At 51.6% G+C, this 18,518-nt stretch carries 12 protein-coding genes; 5 read left to right on the top strand and 7 right to left on the bottom strand.

What is annotated here, in order from left to right:
* Positions 1-176: 176 nt before the first annotated feature.
* Genes J7399_RS19975 through J7399_RS19965 form a run of 3 tightly spaced genes read right to left on the bottom strand, consistent with a single transcriptional unit; the run spans position 177 to position 3,557 of the window.
* Positions 177-1,310, bottom strand: coding sequence for a hypothetical protein (locus J7399_RS19975; RefSeq protein ID WP_209089444.1), 1,134 nt, complete (start codon positions 1,308-1,310; stop codon positions 177-179).
* A 19-nt stretch (positions 1,311-1,329) separates the two neighbouring features.
* The gene (locus J7399_RS19970) at positions 1,330-2,349 is read right to left on the bottom strand and encodes a glycosyltransferase family 2 protein (protein WP_209089441.1); all 1,020 of its coding nucleotides are present in this window, start codon (positions 2,347-2,349) and stop codon (positions 1,330-1,332) included.
* Entirely contained in the window at positions 2,343-3,557 is a 1,215-nt protein-coding gene (locus J7399_RS19965; protein ID WP_209089439.1) for a glycosyltransferase family 2 protein, read from the bottom strand. The genes J7399_RS19970 and J7399_RS19965 overlap by 7 nt, the downstream gene beginning before the upstream one ends.
* 80 nt (positions 3,558-3,637) lie before the next feature.
* Here J7399_RS19965 and J7399_RS19960 point away from each other — a divergent pair, with 80 nt between their 5' ends.
* Positions 3,638-4,948, top strand: a complete 1,311-nt coding sequence (locus J7399_RS19960; RefSeq protein WP_209089437.1) for a polysaccharide biosynthesis/export family protein — start codon at positions 3,638-3,640, stop codon at positions 4,946-4,948.
* 75 nt (positions 4,949-5,023) lie between these two features.
* Here J7399_RS19960 and J7399_RS19955 read toward each other — a convergent pair whose 3' ends face one another.
* Together J7399_RS19955 and J7399_RS19950 are read right to left on the bottom strand one after the other, a co-directional pair.
* Positions 5,024-6,211, bottom strand: a complete 1,188-nt coding sequence (locus J7399_RS19955; RefSeq protein WP_209089426.1) for a glycosyltransferase family 4 protein — start codon at positions 6,209-6,211, stop codon at positions 5,024-5,026.
* A 170-nt stretch (positions 6,212-6,381) separates the two neighbouring features.
* Entirely contained in the window at positions 6,382-7,311 is a 930-nt protein-coding gene (locus J7399_RS19950) for a glycosyltransferase family 2 protein (protein WP_209089423.1), read from the bottom strand.
* A gap of 196 nt (positions 7,312-7,507) precedes the next feature.
* On the opposite strand from J7399_RS19950, the gene J7399_RS19945 reads away from it, so the two are divergent.
* The 3 genes from J7399_RS19945 to J7399_RS19935 all read left to right on the top strand — a co-directional run bounded on the left by J7399_RS19945 (position 7,508) and on the right by J7399_RS19935 (position 15,063).
* Positions 7,508-8,533 (top strand): glycosyltransferase family 2 protein, encoded by a 1,026-nt coding sequence (locus tag J7399_RS19945; RefSeq protein WP_209089420.1) that lies wholly within the window; start codon positions 7,508-7,510, stop codon positions 8,531-8,533.
* Complete coding sequence (locus J7399_RS19940; protein WP_209089417.1) at positions 8,530-9,606, top strand: Gfo/Idh/MocA family oxidoreductase; 1,077 nt, start codon at positions 8,530-8,532, stop codon at positions 9,604-9,606. Before J7399_RS19945 ends, J7399_RS19940 begins: the two co-directional genes overlap by 4 nt.
* Positions 9,607-10,077: 471 nt before the next feature.
* Positions 10,078-15,063, top strand: a complete 4,986-nt coding sequence (locus tag J7399_RS19935; protein ID WP_209089414.1) for a G8 domain-containing protein — start codon at positions 10,078-10,080, stop codon at positions 15,061-15,063.
* A gap of 131 nt (positions 15,064-15,194) precedes the next feature.
* Here the strand turns inward: J7399_RS19935 and J7399_RS19930 are convergent, their stop codons facing one another.
* The gene (locus tag J7399_RS19930) at positions 15,195-16,085 is read right to left on the bottom strand and encodes a glycosyltransferase family 2 protein (protein ID WP_209089411.1); all 891 of its coding nucleotides are present in this window, start codon (positions 16,083-16,085) and stop codon (positions 15,195-15,197) included.
* A 149-nt stretch (positions 16,086-16,234) separates the two neighbouring features.
* On the opposite strand from J7399_RS19930, the gene J7399_RS19925 reads away from it, so the two are divergent.
* Complete coding sequence (locus tag J7399_RS19925) at positions 16,235-16,486, top strand: hypothetical protein (RefSeq protein WP_209089408.1); 252 nt, start codon at positions 16,235-16,237, stop codon at positions 16,484-16,486.
* Positions 16,487-16,593: 107 nt separating this feature from the next.
* On the opposite strand, the gene J7399_RS19920 is transcribed toward J7399_RS19925, so the two are convergent.
* Positions 16,594-18,518, bottom strand: a 1,925-nt coding sequence (locus tag J7399_RS19920) for an Ig-like domain-containing protein (RefSeq protein ID WP_209089405.1), incomplete at its 5' end; no start/stop codon positions are given.

The following is an 18,518-nucleotide window of genomic DNA, read 5'->3' as shown; positions in this document are numbered from 1 at the left end:
TTCAATGACCTTGAGAGTCAGATAAGAAAAATAAAAAATGTCGATCAAAAGACATTCAGAGATTAACCCGAGTCGATTGTGGAATCTACAATTCGTATCTTTTTAAAGATGCGCCTTAGTGTTTGTGGCGTATTCGCCGCAATGAAAGGCGCACTTTCTTACCAGATGCCCGCTCCCTAGGTGGCCGTTGCCGCCTGCAACAGGCTCTGCATTGTCGCAGGGGTCTCCACAAAAGTGCTGCGGGGGAGCGATAGTAACTGCGCCCGCAGTTTCTCTATTGGTGCGCGGTCTTTCAGAAGCCCCAATATTTCTTTTTCGAGAGCTTGCTCAATTGGTTGATTGAGAAGAATGCCGCTACCATGATCCTCAAGCCAGCGCGCAGTCTCTGTGCCCGCAGGGGCTAGGGCAGGGGTCGCAAAATATCCCCCCTCATAAATACGATTAGGCAATAGCCAGAGTGAATTGGCGCCTTCCTCATACCAATCGCCCGCCCATACCAGATCGACATCAGCATACATTTCAGACAAATCGTCTGGGGCCTTATACCGGCCACCAAAAGAGACATTGTCATAGGGCCGGATTTCACCCTCAAAGTCTTCGAACACGCCCGGCGCTGGGTAGCCGCGTAATACGATATCGACGTCTTCCGGGAAATTCCTGGCCAACCTTAGCAACAACTCGAGCGATTTGCGGCAACGTAGATTGCCAAACCAGCCGATGCGGAGCCGCTGACGCGGCTTTGATGATGGGGCATTGTGCGGGGGACGATCTGGGAAATTATCTCCGTCGATCATCAGGTTTTCGAGCAAGAAAGATCGATAGGCATTTGGGTAATGTACGGCGAAGTGCTCACTCTCAAAGCGAGGCGAAGAAATCACCACCAATGCGCAGTGTTTTAGCAGGCGCGCCTCTATACCACGCAAAAGGCGGGCGATTGCAGAGGTGCCAGTAAGGCGATGATGCACGTCTAGGCATTCATATATCAATGGCGTGTTGAGGCTGAGTTTTGAACGCGCGCGCGCAGCTGCCGCGAGCATATCGAGATTTCGAGCGTAAATAACATCAGCTGTGCTCAACTCGTTCTCGTGTTGCGCCGCGATTCTTGCGCCTTTAAAAATTGAAAGTAGCCTTTGCCCGTAAGCATTATCAGCAGTTTCTCCGAGGTCGACGAGCGGCCACACCGTGTTTTGCTTGGCTCCGCGATGTGGCATGAAGCCGATGACCTCATGACCGGCTGATTGGAAAGCGCGGGCGCGTCGGCGGACTGCAGGCTCGTTTGAGTTGTGACCAAAAAATGCGATTGTGGACATAGTGGTCTTCGATCCGCGATTATTCGGCAGGCTGCGGGGAAAATGTTCTGGGTGACTTCTTCATCAGACGTGAGAGAAACCCAATTCCCCAAGCAAAGTGCATGGTTACTAAAGCAACGCTGGCAGCAAGTCCGCAGATAGAGCGGTGCTTGAGAGCAATAAAGATCCCGCAAGATAGCATGGCTAAGGCATAGAACGCGGGCCACATAAGGAGCAGAGGCGTGATTGGTATGACAGCCAGGCTAGCCATACAGACTGCCGTGTGCACGGCTGGTATCATCTGACGTGGGGCGGGCTTGATGCTGTGTTTGAGGCAGGTCCGCGCACGTCCTTCGCCGTAACGAAAATACTGTCGCCACAATCGGCTTGCTGTCTTTCGCGGAAAATACTTGATACGCACATCGGAATTCAGCCAGATACTGCCGCCAAAATCGGTCAAACGCTTGTCATATTCGGCATCTTCGTTGGTGCGAAAGTCAACATCGTAACCACCGAGCTTTCGGAATGTCGACATGCGGAACGCTGCATGATGCCCATGGTCACAGTACCCGGAAACATTCCCGCCACGATGTGGGGAGCCTCCGGCACCAAGAGGGGTATCTGCAACCCAAGCGAGCCCTGATTGAAAGCAGCTGTTGCTGTCAGCAACGGCATCCATTGGAACAACAACCGAGTCGACTTCTTTCTCTAACATACAGTGCACCAGATCACTGACGTAGCCCTGTGGATAGGCAGCATGGGCATCACATCTGATCGCGAAGTCGTTGCCGTCGAATTCCGGCGACAGAAGTAAATTGAATGCAGCTGCTTGTATGCGTTGAGAATTGTGCCTCAAATGCAAATTAGGATGCTTGCTCATTAGGTTAGTCACGATGGCGCAGGTGTCGTCACTACTCCCCCCATCAGCGACGATCACTGTGCAGCGAGAGGCAACAGCGTCTCCGTGCATGATCTGGCTCAGCACAGCCTCAATCTGATCTGCTTCATTCAGTGTCGGAATAAGAACGGCGACGCGCGCGGGGTCAATCGTTGTTACCAATTGTATGCCTCATGTGTCAGGTGGTCCAACTCAGACAGATGTGATGCAGACGTTCCGGGGTGCGGCCGTGCTCCGGATTGCAAAAGAAAAGTTGTAATTTTCGTGAGCAGTTTAAAGTCGCGATTGTTCAACGCCTCTCTTGCGCGCCAAACAGATCCTCGTCCAAGTGCATTTAAAATTGTTTTGCCCGTAAGGCCAAATTGCGAAAGGCTTAATAGCTGTTTACGTACCGGCGAAGAATACGCCTCGGCGTTACCGTGCTTACCGGCCATAGACCTCAAAACAATGTCAATTTCAGTCGGTGTGAGGCCGTCATTTTCTGCCATTTGTGCTGCCGCTTTAAAATCCTCAATGGCGCACATCCAATCGCAACGCCGCGCATAAACGCATGCACGCTGCAAATGAGCTGCCCGTAAAGCGAGGGCCGAATTCTCCGCCTCAAAAAGAGACGCATAGAAAGAAATCGGCAATGTTTGGTAGAGATCGCAGAATATCTCCCGATCGGCAGAAAGCCAAACTTCCTCGGATTTTTTGGCTGCATGTTGCTGGCCTGCTGGACCACGTGCGCCGTCATGTTTGCGCTGGTAAAACAACACATCATCGATCATCTTGATCGGAAAACGAGTGCACAATCGCACAAACATCTCATAGTCAATTGAACGGCTTAAATCTTCGCGAAATGGGCCTACTTCGTCAAAACAAGCGCGACGCACCAAGCTGGCATTTTGAAAAAAGAAAATGTCTTCCAGCAGATGACGAATGATGCTGCCTGACGATAAGTCGGGCCAGTAACCTGTCCCGAAGAACTCTTTGCCATTCTCGGACTCATCTGTCCTGAAACGCGCATGTGCTCCCGCCACGATGTCCACATCGGTAGCGTCAAGCACTTCGGCCATTTTTTTCGCGGCATCCAGACAAGCGACATCGTCGTCATCGCAGATCCACACGTACTCCCCCCGCACTTCTTTCATGGCATTATTCAAAGCAGAAGACTTGCCCTGATTTTCGGCCCGGAAGTACTGAATTACCCCTCTCTTATCAGCGTTCATAACCGATTTGACTATTTCAGGCGTTGCATCGGTTGACCCATCATCCCACACAATAATCTGAGCCACGGGTCGCGTTTGATGCAATAAGGCATCAATTGCTTCTTGAAGAAAGTTACTCCGATTAAATGTCGGAATAATTGCAGAAATCGAACCTTGCAACGAGACAAGCCTTAAGTGAATAATTGTCAAACAATCGACGATTATTCAAACATGGGTATTTTTCTTATGTCTAGTTTTAAATGGAAACTTCTGGTGGCGGTGTGATGTTCGGGTGTCACTTCGTTGCTCGGAAGGAAAAGAGCATTATTTGGGCTTTACTAATTTCGTTAGGTTTTTTGGCTACTGCGTCTATGGGGATTGCGCAGTCACTAGAAAATGATGGCATATATAGGCTCTCAGCCGGAGATAAAATCAGCCTTCGGGTTGTGATCTGGGATGAAGGTGAGCGGGACTATGTGATCTGGCGCGCTGTTAGCGGAGAGTTTTCCGTGCAATCTGAAGGCCGCGTCATGGTGCCGCTCGCGGGGCATCTGCCGGCGGCAGGGCGCACGCCTGAAGAGCTCGCATACGATGTCGCTGATGCTCTCAAGGCACAGGTGCGGAGCAATGATCCGCCGTCGACCTCTGTTGAGGTTATTGAGTACGGCGCGTTTTACATCCTCGGTGATGTGGATAATCCCGGGGCGTATTCGGCACAACCAGGTTTGACAGTGCTTCAAGCTTTTGCCCTCGCGGGTGGTGGTCGCCATCTCGATACAGTTAATGGTGATCCACTGTCCGTGCTGCGTGAGACAGGATCGCTTGAACAAATTCAGGCAGAACTGCTTCGTGCTCAAATAACCTCCCATCGTTTGCGTGCAGAAATTGAAGAACACACAGAGCTGCGGTTTCCCGAAACACTCGGGCGAGACAGTGGCGCTGATAAGCTCGCGCGCTTGCTGGATGAGGAGACGCGCATTTTTAGTTCTCGTAGAACCGCTTTAGAACGCGAGCAGGCTTCTTTGATGGAGTTAATCGCGCTGCTGACGACGGAAATCGAAAACGTAGAGAAAAAGATTCAGAGCCAAAAAGAACAGTTGCGCCTCGCGCAGGAGTATCTTGAGAATACGCAATCTCTAGTCGACAAAGGTTTGGCTAAGGCTCCCCAGTTAACGCAAGCTCAGAAAGGCGTTTTCGATGTGGAAGCCAAGACGCTTGATCTGCAAAACACCTTTTTCCGAGCCAGCCAGAGCATCAAAGAAGCTGAGAGAGATATTGTTGCTCTTAGAGCCAACAGAGCAACGCAAGCCGCTGTCGAGCTGCAGAACGTGAGCGCGAGAATTGAGTCACTTCTCAGTCGTCGCGAAACCGTACGCCTGCTGCTGTTGGAGCGAGGTGCAACGAATACCGCAGTTGATGAGGACCTCAAGACAGAAACGATCTTCAGTTTGCAACGTGGACGTGGCGACGCTGCAAAAATGATACCTGGCGCTGACACGATCGTGTTGCCGGGCGATGTGATAAACGTCGAGCAGCGTCTCGTCCCAGCGGATGAAGTGATTCCTGGCTGACCTAGAGCGCCTGTCGCCGCATGCGGCAGGCGCCAATCCATCGCGGCAGGCGAACTGTCGCTTGGGCGCACTTAGCTAACGGCAACGAAGTGCCTCCAAAAGTTCTTCATTTGACATTTCGGCTTCAAGCCGTTGGACAGCATCTTGCGGGCAGCCTTGCTGCTCTGCGGACTTCTTCAACATGTCAATGAGGGTCTCTGTGAATTCTACTGGCGTATCGACGGCGGTGACCAGGCCATCCAGCATGTCGCCATAAGCTTCGAGAGTCTTTTTGAAAGCGACAACTCTCATACCGAGCTCAAGATAAGTGCCGATTTTGATACTTATCCCACTCGTGACCAGCATGGGCGCAATGCCAATGGTATTTCCATCACCTAAAGTGCGTAGATCTTCAACAAAGCCAACGCAGCGTACACCGTCGTGTCTGCCTTCCACCCATTTTGCAATTTCGCCAACAATCCAAAGCTCCACACCAGTTTCTTGCCAAACACGCGGCCATATTTCTTTGAGGATCATGTCCAATGCGGCGCGATTGCCGCCATGTTTTACGCCAATAAAAACAACGCGGGGCGGGGCGCTTGAATCTCCGGTGTTTTTTGTGAGCCGTGGGCGCATCCAGATATGTTCTGCATCTGGAAGATGATGTTTGACTGCATCGGCTTCAATTTGCGAGGCGTGAATGCAAACATGCGCGTCACGCAGGCGCGAAACTTCTTGATCTAGCGTTATGGGGTTATGGTCTGGACATATGCCGGACTCCTGAAAAGACACTGCCCTGCTGGAGAACAGGTCGTGCATCAAAACGCCACGCTTCTTAGCCCTACAGCCGCCGAGCAAGGGGGCGAGGGAAGAGTACTCGGCAATCACCAAATCTGCACCCAGAGCATTTGCTGCGCGTTGGACCTCTTCAGCCTCCCCATCTGTAAGCGTTTTGCCTAAAGCGCTGGGAAAGGAAAGTCGCCGCCCTCCGTTTAAGCCCTTGGTAAGAGACGTTACGCTGGCGAGGGCGCGGATAATGAATTTTCTCCATACCCGCGAGCGGGTCGAAACATAAAGCCTCCCCACCTTCAGACTTCCGGGCCAAATGACAGGTATGTCGTTGTCGCATAAAACGCGATCGGGGCGGCAAAATGGGATGTGTCCAAAACTGGTGGTCGGCGCGGCGACAATGCGAACCTGATAGCCTGCGTCAAAGAGGATTGAGCAAAGGCACATAAGGTGCACACCGCTACCCGACTTGAGGTTGCTCAGGCGGCGATGCATCAGTATCGTTGCATAAACTGGGGCAGAGGTCGTCAAATTTGAATCTACCTTAGGGTGTTCATCCCTTGAAACTATACGGATTGATACGCGAGATATACCCTTAAGGATTAATTCTCAATTTATTACAAAACCACTAAGTGGCGCTATGCCTTTCAAGCGCGCCTATATTTTTAAGTAATTCTATTCCTTATTGCCTCCAGCAGCTGATGCCCGACCATCGGAATAGCATAGGGGTGACGTGATAAATGACGGCAGGCTGCACCCACTTGCCTAGATTTCAACGCTGACATAATGCGCTCGGTTTCCATCATTTTTCTAAGGCCAATCTCTCTTTCGCTAAATAGATCAATCGCATGATTGCTGATATCGTCATGATATCTATCGACAAACTTACAATCTTCTTTGATCAGTGCTTCGAAGTGACCGGGATCTATTCGATGAGAAATCGACCCTCTCCTAACAGTGTAGAGGTAGTCAGCTTTTGGCCAAACGAGAACTCTCCCCCCCATCGCCAACGCTTCAAAAATCAGGTGGCAGTCCTCGCCGTTTCTCAGGCTTCTATTGTATTTTAGTTTTTTCTCTTCGATGAAAGACCTGCGAAAAATCGGCTTTAAATACCCGGTGCTTTTTGATTTTGGGGAAATTATATTATCGGAAACGTATTCTTCTAATTCAACTTTAGCGCCGATCGTAATTTCGTTATGCCTTAGAAAGGTGCCATCCTCGTATGTGTGCCCTTGCTCATCGACCTTTTGGAAGTTTCCTAGCAAGACGTCGGCATCAAATTCCTCCGCGTATGTAATCATTTCTTTGAGGCGGTCTGGCTGCATCGTGTCGTCAGAATCAAGCACGCAAATCCAGTTTCCTTCGCAGTGATTTAGTGCTGCATTTCGTGCCGCGGCCGGGCCGCCGTTGTGAGCCAATCTCTCGAAGATCACGTCGTTTCGCACAGGAATTTGATCTGCAAAATCTTCATCTGACGCATCGTCAATAATCACGACGCGCGTTTTTACATCCCGCTGACCAAGGGCACTGCTTACTGACTTTTCAATCGTTGCTTTAGCATTCCATGCTGCAATTATTACCGTTGCATCGGTCATCTGGGTCTAATACGGTTCTATCAATTTGATTTTGAAATTAGTGGGTTAAGAACTTAAAGATGTTCGAAGACTGCCGTGCCTCAAAGAGGTTTGCAACAGATTACTCCGCATCAAGTCTCTATTTTTGTTGTGAGTTTTCTTTTTGGCAACAGAGATGCCATTTGCACAATCCACCTAAAGCAACGGTTGGCCGGACTTGACTGCCCCTAAAGATATACCATCTGTCTCGGTAATTATCCCTGCCTGGAATGCCGCTGAGACCCTCTCTCGGGCGGTAAGGTCTGCGCTAAATCAAGAGGGTGTCTCTGTAGAAGTCATTGTGGTCGATGACGCTTCTACTGATGAAACGCTGATTTGTGCTGAGAGGCTGGCTGCAGCAGATAATCGGGTTCGTGTTTTAAGGCAGAAGAATAATCAGGGTCCTGCTGCAGCGCGCAACCTTGCATTAGATGAAGCTCGCGCGCCTTACGTTACGCCTCTGGACTCAGATGACTTTATGGAGAAAGGGAGACTCAGAGCACTTTTGGCTATCGCACAAGAAACACATTGGGATTTTGTTGCAGACGACCTTTTCAAGGTGCCCGAAAGTGATATTGATGGCCCTCGGCAGCGTTTGATTTCAGATGAACCAATCAATGAACTCAGCATAGATTTCGCGGGCTTCGTCCAAGGGAACCTTTCAAGCGAACGTGGCGGGCGTCGGGAGCTAGGTTTCATTAAGCCGCTTATCTCCAAAACATTCCTGGAGCAGGCAAACCTTCGTTACGACGAAAGTCTTCGATTGGGGGAGGATTACATTCTTTACGCGTCCGCACTTTTGAGTGGCGCGAGATTTTGTCTGACGGATCCTTGTGGATACGTTGCCGTGATGCGGCCAACCTCATTGAGCGGTCAGCATTCTACGCGGGACTTGGGGGCGCTGGTGCAAGGCGACCTCTTATTGATGGCAAATCCTGCGCTAAAGCCCAAGGATCGGACCGCTTTGAAGGCGCACTATATTGAGACGCTCAAAAAATGGCACTGGCTTCGACTTATTGATGCGGTGAAATCTCGTAGCCCAATTGAGGCTATTCGCTGCTTTTATGCCCCCTTTCCCGTGATCGAGGAGCTGCTGAGAAATCTCCGTGAGCAGTTCATAATAAGGTGCAGCGCAAAGTGCAGGTCGTTGTTCGGGCGCGCTGCTAAGGTCGGGTCCCCCGGCGCTAAAGGCGGCAAATCATGAGCGGAGCAAAGATCCGGTGGGGAATTTTCGGCTCAGGTTCGATCGCGCAGCAGTTCGCGTGGGACATGAGATTTAGTCGCACGAGTTTACTTTCAGGCATCGCCTCACGATCAATGGAGAACGCCAAACGGCTTGCGGATGTTCATCCCGGAGCGAAGGTGTTTGCAAATTACGAGGAACTGGCGACGTCAGATGCCGTTGATGCAATATATGTCGCGACACCCAATGCGCTGCACAAAGAGCATTGCCTCATTGCTATTGCCGCAGGCAAAGCGGTTTTATGTGAAAAGCCATTTGCGACAAATTCTTCGGATGCGCGAGAAATCGTAGCGGCTGCAAAGGCCGCAAATGTGTTTTGCATGGAGGCGATGTGGACTCGCTTTATTCCGATGTTGGCAAAGGCGCGCTGCCAGATCCGAAGTGGCGAGCTGGGTGAGATTGCACACTTAAACGCAACGCTTGGCTTTGCCAGGGCAGAACGCCAGGGAGACCCAATCACCGACCCAGCGCTTGGCGGTGGGGCGCTCAACGATCTTGGGTGCTACGGGCTTTCCATTGCTGAGTATCTTCTTGGACCGTTTGAGGTCGTTGGTGGCGATCTGCAGCGCTCAGAAAGCGGCTCAGTTAGGACCGCAACGATATCACTGCGCCATAACACCAAACGCGAGCTTAACCCACTTTCGGCAATAACTGTAAGTCATGCCACTCAATTGGAGAACACGCTCACTATTTCGGGGACCAAGGCGCGGCTCTCTCTTTCAGCTCCCTTTATTCAGGCGCGCGACGCTAATTTTTCTTCTGTGACATTTTCAAATCCACCCAAAAGCCCAGGCTCTTTGAAATCTCGATTCGTCTCTTCTTATTCAGGTCAAAAATTAAAGAAAGCGATTCGGACTGTTTTTCCACCATCTAGGGCAATTTCTGCCTCATTTCGTGGCGGAGGGTTACAATTTGAAATTGATGAAGTTGCGAGATGTTTGACGGGGGAATTGGTTGAGAGTGATATAATGCCTTTAAGAACAACCATTTCCATCATTGAGGAGCTTGAGCGTATCGACAACTTTCGCAAATAGAGTGGACTTTCATTAGTGCGAAGAGACAAATTAATACGGACTTATTAGTCACAGTTTCGCCAAGGTCCGGGCGCCAATATGACATGTTGGAACTCTAGCTTGATCATTGACAGGTCGCTGCGAGCAGTGGCCGGCGTGGTTTCGGTTCCGGCATGTAGTTTATTGTGGACCATTTCCAGAATATTGCCGGGCATTTTTATTCCAGAGGCTGGTCGAAGAGTTCGAGTAGGCGGATTATGGAATGTCCTTTTACAGTTTCACGCGGGTTTTTGCCGATCTTTCGGCGCACTATTCCGCATTATGGTTCTGGTTACTTTTGCGCGCTACATCGGCAATGCAGTATCGAGGCGGTACACCACTCAGCCGTTTCGAATTCACTACAGCACTGAAATCAGGGCGGTTTGCGCTGCTCTAATTATTTATATCGGCCTTTTGGCTGAGCCTTTGGTATGCGAAACGACTGGAGACGAAATGAACGATATGACGCACACGATGGAGATGGATCACCATGCCGGGCATGGGGCCGGTGATGCTGGCCAGGATCTTATCGGTTCGGGCAGTATCTCTTTGGCAGAAGCCATCCAGAAACAAAAAGAAATGATATCTGGTGGGCATAGCGCCCACATGGATGATTCCGTGAAAATGGGCGAGCACACAAGCCTCGTCGATCTTTTTCCAGATGCAAGCGATCCAGACACCTTTGTAGCTATCAATGGCGGTTCTTGGTTTGACGCCGCGACATGGGCAAACGGCAAGATTCCAGGCGAGGGCGCCGATGTTTATATTCCGCAGGGTATCTCTGTTGTCTATGATGGTGTAAGCACCGCCGAACTCAAAACTGTGGGTGTCGATGGGGGCCTTCACTTCGCAGTTGACACAGATACGCGCATGGAAGTGGAATCCATTTTCACTGGATCCAGCTCCATTCTGACGATTGGTGTCGAAGGGAACCCGGTTCAGCCGGATGTTTCTGCAGAAATCATCTTCACAGATGGCCCGATTGACCTGTCATCGGATCCGTCACAACTAAGCCATGGCCTTGTCACGCATGGTCAGGTCGAGATCCAAGGTGCCTCTAAAGCTCCCTATCTCAAGCTGTCGGACGAACCTTCCAAAGGCGACACCACCCTGAAACTTGAAGGGGATGTGGACAGCTGGCAGGTTGGCGATAAACTGGTTGTCATGGGCACAGAATATGTTGGCAACGACTCCAACGGAGTTCTGCAGACCCAAGACGAAGAGGTGACAATCGTAGCGATCAACGCAGAGACCGGCGTTGTGACCATTGATCGCCCTCTACAGTATGATCACCATACACCTGACTATGTGGGCCGTGACGGTATCGACAATGAGTTGTCCGTTTATGTTGGCAACTCAACCCGCAACGTGAGCTTTGAATCCGAGAACCCGGAAGGTGTACGCGGCCACGTTATGTTTATGCATAACCCGGATGTGGAAGTGCGCTTTGCCGAATTCCACGAGCTGGGCCGCACCGACAAATCAAAACCGATCAACACCAACGAACTCTGGGATGAAAATGACTGGTCCAATCGTGGCCCAGGCATCAAAAATGGCCCAGGCGAAGATGTCATCGGTACCGCACGTAACCCTGGTGACGACAACGTCGAGGGGCGCTATGCGCTTCACATTCACCGTACAGGTGCCGCAGAAGACGCGACACTCGCGATCATCGAAGGTAACTCTGTCACCGGAAGCCCGGGCTGGGGCATTGTGCACCACGACAGCCACGCAGCGATTGACTATAACTTCGTTTACGGTGTCGCCGGCGCAGGGATCGTATCCGAAGACGCCAATGAAACCGGTCAATGGATTGGTAACTTCGTAACGTCCACCGTCGGGACGGGCCGTGACCCCAACTACGATGGCGCTGCCAATGTATTGACCCTGGAAAAGACAGGCGACTTCGGCATTGAAGGCGTGGCCTTCGAAAGCCAAGCACGCCAAATCGTTCAGCAAGACAACATTGCGGCGAACTCCAAAACCGCCTGGATGTTCAACACTTCGGAGACAAGTACTCAAGGCCCACTCGCGGATGTGGTGCAGTTTGACCCATCTGGTGAACCATTCGAAGAAATTGAACGCTACGATGAAGAAGACACCTCAATTGTTGGCTTCACCGGCAATCAGATGATCGCTGTCGAGCAGGGTGTTTTCACGGGACACCGCAACATCGACAATGCGACCGACATTCAGCAAACTTTCGAGGATCTTACCGGCTACAACATTCACAATGAAGCTGTACACATCTTCAACTACACAAACGAATATGTCTTTAAAGACACCCTGCTTGTGAATGTTGGTAAAGCCTTCAAAGTTGGCGACAAAGTCGAAGGTGTAAACCTCTCCAACGTACACGTCGAAGATTCATTCGAGGTTCTCTCATCACGTGGCTTCAATGCAGATGCCGTGTATGTCGATGTTACGTATCGCGATGTCAGCAAAACTTTGAGTGCGCGTGATGCGAACGGCAATCTCGTAAACGTCGCAAACCAGATCATCGACAGCAGCAAACTAACACCTGTTGAGCTAATCACCTTCAAGGCGGATTCTGGATCAAAAATAACCATCCGCGCAGGGGGGGCTGATCTCGATATTCGAGGCACCTTGACCGATACCGCAGGGGAATTCCGCTTCCATGCAAACACTTGGTATCGCCAAGATGTGCATACTTTTGACGGCCTGCAGACCACAATTCGTTCAAGCGAAATGGACTACGTGCTGGACAAGTTTGGCGCCATCAAGAATGCCGACGGATCCTGGGACCTCGGTTTCTATTGGTGGGTTGGCGACCGTGTGACCGGCGAAAACCAAGCGGTACACATTCCATTGAAGCTCGAAGGGTTTTCGAATTCCTATCTAGAGCAGTATCGCATCGACAAGTTCGTCGCGCCCTCCGGAGAAATCAAACACTATTATGAAGATGGCATTAGCTCCATTGACGATGATTTCTCCAATGAAACCGGCGGAGACCACGGCGGTCACACAGGAGGTGACACTGGCGGTGACACCGGTGGTGATCACGGCGGCCACACAGGTGGCGACACTGGCGGTGATACCGGTGGTGATCACGGCGGTCACACAGGTGGCGACACTGGCGGTGACACCGGTGGTGATCACGGCGGTCACACAGGTGGCGACACTGGCGGTGACACCGGTGGTGATCACGGCGGTCACACAGGTGGCGACACTGGCGGTGATACCGGTGGTCACACAGGTGGCGACACTGGCGGTGATACCGGTGGTCACACAGGTGGCGATTCTGGCACAACTCCTGATCCCGATGCTGCTCAACTGACAGATGGTGACGACGACGGCCGTTCTTTGAGCACCGAGGGTGCAGACGTCATCGATGGCCTCGGCGGCAACGATGTCCTCTATGGCAATGACGGCGGTGATACGCTCTACGGAAGCATGGGCAACGATACGCTCTATGGTGAAGATAGCGGCGACACATTGTTCGGCGGATCCGGCGATGACTCGCTTTATGGCGGTAATAACAACGACATCCTTGATGGCGGGTCCGGTGCCGACATCCTTCGGGGCGGCAAGGGCAAAGACACCTTCAAGTTCTCCATGGTGGATGGCGCAGTCGACACCGTTAAAGACTATGCTTGGTGGAATTTCGTCGACGTCGGAGACGCTTTGATCGGTTACTCTGCTGACGCAAATGACATCACAGATTTCGTGCGCTTCACAACCACGGGCGACAACACACTTCTGGAAATCAGCCCAGAAGGCAAAGCAGACGGCTTTGTAAAAGTCGCTATCCTTGAAGGTGTAAAAAATCTTCAGGGGACAGAGGCTGAAATGGAGGCCAATGGCTCCCTGCTGACAGCGCGCACCAACACTTCTCCAAGTGAAGGCAATGGCGGCCATGACGGCAGCGATACTGGCGGAGATTCCGGCGGTGATCACGACGGCCATACCGACGGCGACACTGGAGGCGATACCGGTGGTGATACAGGCGGCGACCATGGTGGTCACACAGGTGGCGACACCGGCGGTGATACCGATGGGGACAACGGCGGCCACACAGGTGGCGATACTGGCGGAGACAGCGGCTCTGGCTCACACGACCACGATGTGATTGGCGGCAACGGAGTAACCACACTGACCGATGGCGATGACAATGGTCGTGATCGCTCGACCGGAGAGGCCGATCTGATTGATGGATTGGGTGGCAATGACGTTCTCTACGGCGCAGATGGCGGAGACACGCTATTTGGCAACGCGGGCAATGACACCCTTTATGGCGAAGACAACGGTGACACGCTCTATGGTGGGGCCGGTGATGACTCGCTTTATGGCGGCAACAACAACGACATCCTTGATGGCGGGTCTGGTGCTGACATTCTGCGAGGCGGCAAAGGTAAAGACACCTTCAAATTCTCCCTGATTGATGGTGCCGTTGACACCGTCAAAGACTATGCATGGTGGAATTTTGTTGATGTGGGTGACGCTTTGATCGGTTACACCGAAGGCAGCAGCGATATCACCGACTTTGTCCGCTTCACCACAGCCGGAGATGACACACTCTTGGAGATCAGCCAGGAGGGCAAGGCAGATGGCTTTGTCAAAGTGGCCATCTTTGAAAATGTGCGCAACCTGGAGGGCACCGAAGCCAAGATGGTTGCCGATGGCAAACTGTTGACAGCAAAATCCACTCCCGGTGACCACGTTGCGACCGATGGCGGTAGCGATCACCAAGATGGTGACACGGGTTCACACGACGATAGCAACACTGGTCATAACTCCGGTGGAAGCGACGACAGCGCGCCTGATCCTGTGGATCAGGATGTTGTTGGCGGAGCAGGTGTCACAAAACTGACAGACGGTAACGACGACGGCTCTGCTCTCGTCACCCCGGACGCAGACCTGATCGATGGCCTAGCTGGGGATGACCTTCTCTTTGGTGGCGACGGTGGCGATACGCTCTTTGGCAACCTTGGAAATGACACGCTGAGTGGCGGCGACAATGGTGACACGCTTTATGGTGGCGCCGGCAATGATGCGCTGGATGGCGGAAACAATAACGACATCCTTGATGGCGGATCCGGTGCCGACACACTGACAGGTGGGAAGGGCAAAGACACATTCAAGTTCTCATTTGTGGACGGCGAAGTTGACACCGTTGAGGACTACGCATGGTGGAATTTCCTTGATGTGGGCGATGCACTTGAGGGTTACACCAAAGGTGCCGACAACATCAGCGATTTTGTCCGCTTTGTCGCTTCCGGATCCGACACCATGCTGGAAATCGACACAGACGGTGGTGCCGATGCCTTCGTCGAAGTTGCATTGCTGAAAAACACCAAAAACCTTGTGGGCACTGAAGCCCAGATGGAAGCCAATGGTCAGCTGCTAACGGTTGGCACAGACTCCATGGCAACCGATCTCGGTCTCAGCAGCTTTGATGACAGCAGCTTCATATTCTGAAGCTAGCATGAGATGGGCTTAGGCCGCATCTTCTGAAAACAAATATACCCGAGGCAGCACGAGTTGCCTCGGGTATATTTTTGATTCTGGCCAATATCTACCAAAACCAAGCTAAGTCGCTCAGGGCGTGATTACCCATAAAATTCATTGTGCGGTTTTCGAAAACACCCACGCAATACACCAATATGGAAGCAGCCCCTCAAAGCCCAGAATGTCAGTTTTTTCCTGTTGGAAATAGAAGCCAGCGTTCTCAATGAGCAATAAGAGATTTTGGCAATGCTTTTGCCCATGAGGCTGGCGGTTTTTCCACGTGTATCTTGCCGGGCACAAAATCCGTAGATCGTGCCTGTCGCTATACTTCTAAGAGATAACCACTTGAATGACAGGCGCGCGGGAGCCACAGGCTCATAAACAATCGCATCTTTGCTGATCGCCATCTGAATGCCTGCGCGATAGTGGCGAAAGAAAAAGTCGATATCTTCACCACCTGTCTTGCCAAAATCCAGCCTAAATCGCGCATCACGCAATTTAGGCTCACGAAGATCAAGCAAGACATTGCCGGAAAAGCCTGTCTCAACCTTGCCATTTAATTTCGAGGGAACGCTGGAGTGTATCTCATTGTCTTTCATCCACTTCGGCGCATCAGGTGGATAAACGGCATAGACCGGCCCAAAAACAATCTGCGCCTGTTCTTGGCTCGCTGTTTCTAGCAAGCTCATAACCCAGCCTGGCTCTGCTGTCTCATCATCGTCGATGAATAGAAGAAAGTCGGCCTTGGCATTTTCCAAGCAAGCATTGCGGGCAATCGAGATGTTACGCGCAGGTGCGTGGACATACTTTAAGTTGACGCCAAGTTCTGCTGCCCATGCTTCGATTCCAGATTGCTTAACAGGCTGTTCATCATTATCGGAAACGATAATACGCAGCTGCCAGTGAGCTTGCAGATGTTGTCGGCTTAAGCTTTCAAGCGTGTCATACAAACTATCTCTGCGGAATGTGCAGATGCCAATATCAATGTTCATTTTGTCACCTGCGTGGCCGGATTCTGCCAATAAGCTTGTGAAATTAAATAGAAGTACCAAATATGGTCAAAATATCTCAAGGTTGTTGTTAAGGCCACAAAATAACAAAGGTCACAGCAATCTTGCTGCCGAGTAGGACAATTTAGGCAATGATCATTTTAAAGGTGTTTTTTTCATCCGCAGCCACCATCGGTCTGTGCTTTTTGATGCATCTGTTCTTCGGTGGGTCCTGGGTTGTTTGGTTGATCGTCGGCTGGGTTTTGTCGGGGCCGATTGTCTTACTGATGTTTGCGCTCCATCATAGCGATACCGGCGACAGCATCACCCAGACTATCCAGAAGAAGTTTGCCGCATGGCGATCAAAGTCAGCTTCGACATACGACCGAGAGCCGCACCCTTAGATTTCATTGACCAAGCTGTGCAGACATAGTGAGTTTTAATCTCCCCACATGGAGAGTGCTCTGAACAGGGGGGCAATGATCATTGCCCCCACTTATTCAATCACGGCCTACACAAACAAGAAATCGGTGTCATTCACGAAGGTCACCAAACCTGTATCGTTTGTGAGCTCGTATGTTCCTCCACCAAGGGCGTTTCCTTTAAGCAAGTCTGCGCTGGCACCATCCACTTCGATAGCTGCACCCCCAAAGGAAATGACAACTCCCGTTCCATCACCTTGATCCGTTACAGTGCCCGCACCAAGAGAAAGTTCGAACACTAGCCGGTCACTGCCAAGATCACCAAAGTCGGTTATCACATCGACGGTGCTTGCACCTGTGGCAAAATCAGAAGCGAAGATGAAGACATCATCTCCTTCGCCGCCAGACACCTGATCCGCACCCTCACCGCCGGTTAGACGATCATTACCTGTGCCACCCGCCAATGTGTCGTCACCAGCCAAACCACGAAGCACATCGTTGCCGGCTCCGCCATCCAACAGGTTCGCTAAGGCGTTGCCAGAAATTAGGTCTCCAGCATCACCACCGATCACATTGATCGCATCCAGCGCCGTTGCGGAACCTTGGATGGTGCCATTTGCAAAGCCTATTTCTGTTTCCAGAAGCGTCGCCAAGGCCTCAGCGTATTTTGCATCACCTGCATCTGTGAAATGGACCATATCTGGCAGCAGATCCGCCTCTGTCAAAGGCGTATCAAACAAATGCAGAGTAGGATGATCTTGGGCTTCTGTGCTCACGAGTTGCCGGATCCCCGGGACATAGGTCCCGTTCCCGACATCACCAACAACGCGCGCGCCGTCTACAGTGCTGTAACCTTCATTGGTCTGGTCCACCAAAACACCAAGCTCTGGCTTTACAGGGATAAGAGAGATCACCAAATGACGATCTGCTGAGCCATCCAATGCAAAGAACTGATCAATCAAGACCTGCATACCCGCCAAGATCTGATCCACCTTGGTAGGACCATTGAGATCGTTGGTGCCCAACATAAAGAGCGTCACGTCTGGATTGAGTTCATCTACTGTGAGCGAGAAGTTCATCTGGTCATTGGGGTCATCGGTCAGTACCTCAGCCAAAGAATGGCCCGGAACTGCAGAATGGTCCTGATCAAGCATACCTTCTAAGCCGCTGTTAAAGCGGCCGATGTAATCTATCCAGACATCTTCGGCCAAAAGGTTCTCAAAGAGGTCGTCTCTGAAGCCGCCTTCGACCTCGGGGTTTCCAGTCTTGAACCCTTGTGTCAAAGAATCTCCAAACATCATCACAGTCGCTGCGTAACCGTAGCTTGCCTGGGCCAGATCAACCACCAGACCACGACCTTCTCCCGTAAAGTCTCGCTGACCGACTGCCAAATTCACAGTACCTGTGTCTGTCGTTTTGCCATCGCTGATTGTGTAGGTGAAGCTGTCAGCTCCGGTGTAGCCTGCGTTTGGCGTGTAAATCACTTCACCATTCACAATAACAACCGTCCCGTGGCTCGCTTGTGATGTGATCTCTGTGACGTCCAGAGATGTGAGATAAGTGGCGTCTGGATCAACATCATTGGCCAAAACGTCCAATGTCCAATTGCCAGAGCTTTCCACGCTAAAGAAGTCATCATTGGCGACGGGTGGCGGGTCTACTGTCACCATGCGCCCATTTGACTCCATGCTCGCTTCAGTGCCTTGCAGATTACGCACGCCTTGCAGGATGGCGACGGGCACAAAACCACTGGCCCCATCCGGATTGATTTCCATCAGCGTGTCGCTGCCGGTGGTGGTGAAGCGTACAAAATCCGTGATGTCATCAGTCGCAGAGTTGTAGCCGACCAGTGCATCACTCACATCAATGAAGTTCCACCAGGCGTAGTCGGTGACCGTATCCACCGCGCCATCCACCACAGAGAACTTATAGGTGTCGTTGCCCTTGCCGCCAGTCAGCGTATCCGCACCGGCACCGCCATCCAAAGTGTCGTTGTTGTTATCCCCAGACAACG

Origin of the sequence: Shimia sp. R9_1, assembly GCF_017743775.1 — a bacterium.
Classification (GTDB): Bacteria; Pseudomonadota; Alphaproteobacteria; order Rhodobacterales; family Rhodobacteraceae; genus Shimia.
Note: the sequence above shows the minus strand (reverse complement) of the source record. Positions and strands in the feature narration are given on the sequence as shown.

Coding starts and splice junctions, on each gene's coding strand:
- J7399_RS19935 (WP_209089414.1), top strand. CDS start 10,078: ATGAACGATATGACGCACACGATGGAGATGGATCACCATGCCGGGCAT.
- J7399_RS19955 (WP_209089426.1), bottom strand. CDS start 6,211: ATGCATCGCCGCCTGAGCAACCTCAAGTCGGGTAGCGGTGTGCACCTT.
- J7399_RS19950 (WP_209089423.1), bottom strand. CDS start 7,311: ATGACCGATGCAACGGTAATAATTGCAGCATGGAATGCTAAAGCAACG.
- J7399_RS19975 (WP_209089444.1), bottom strand. CDS start 1,310: ATGTCCACAATCGCATTTTTTGGTCACAACTCAAACGAGCCTGCAGTC.
- J7399_RS19925 (WP_209089408.1), top strand. CDS start 16,235: ATGATCATTTTAAAGGTGTTTTTTTCATCCGCAGCCACCATCGGTCTG.
- J7399_RS19930 (WP_209089411.1), bottom strand. CDS start 16,085: ATGAACATTGATATTGGCATCTGCACATTCCGCAGAGATAGTTTGTAT.
- J7399_RS19940 (WP_209089417.1), top strand. CDS start 8,530: ATGAGCGGAGCAAAGATCCGGTGGGGAATTTTCGGCTCAGGTTCGATC.
- J7399_RS19960 (WP_209089437.1), top strand. CDS start 3,638: ATGGAAACTTCTGGTGGCGGTGTGATGTTCGGGTGTCACTTCGTTGCT.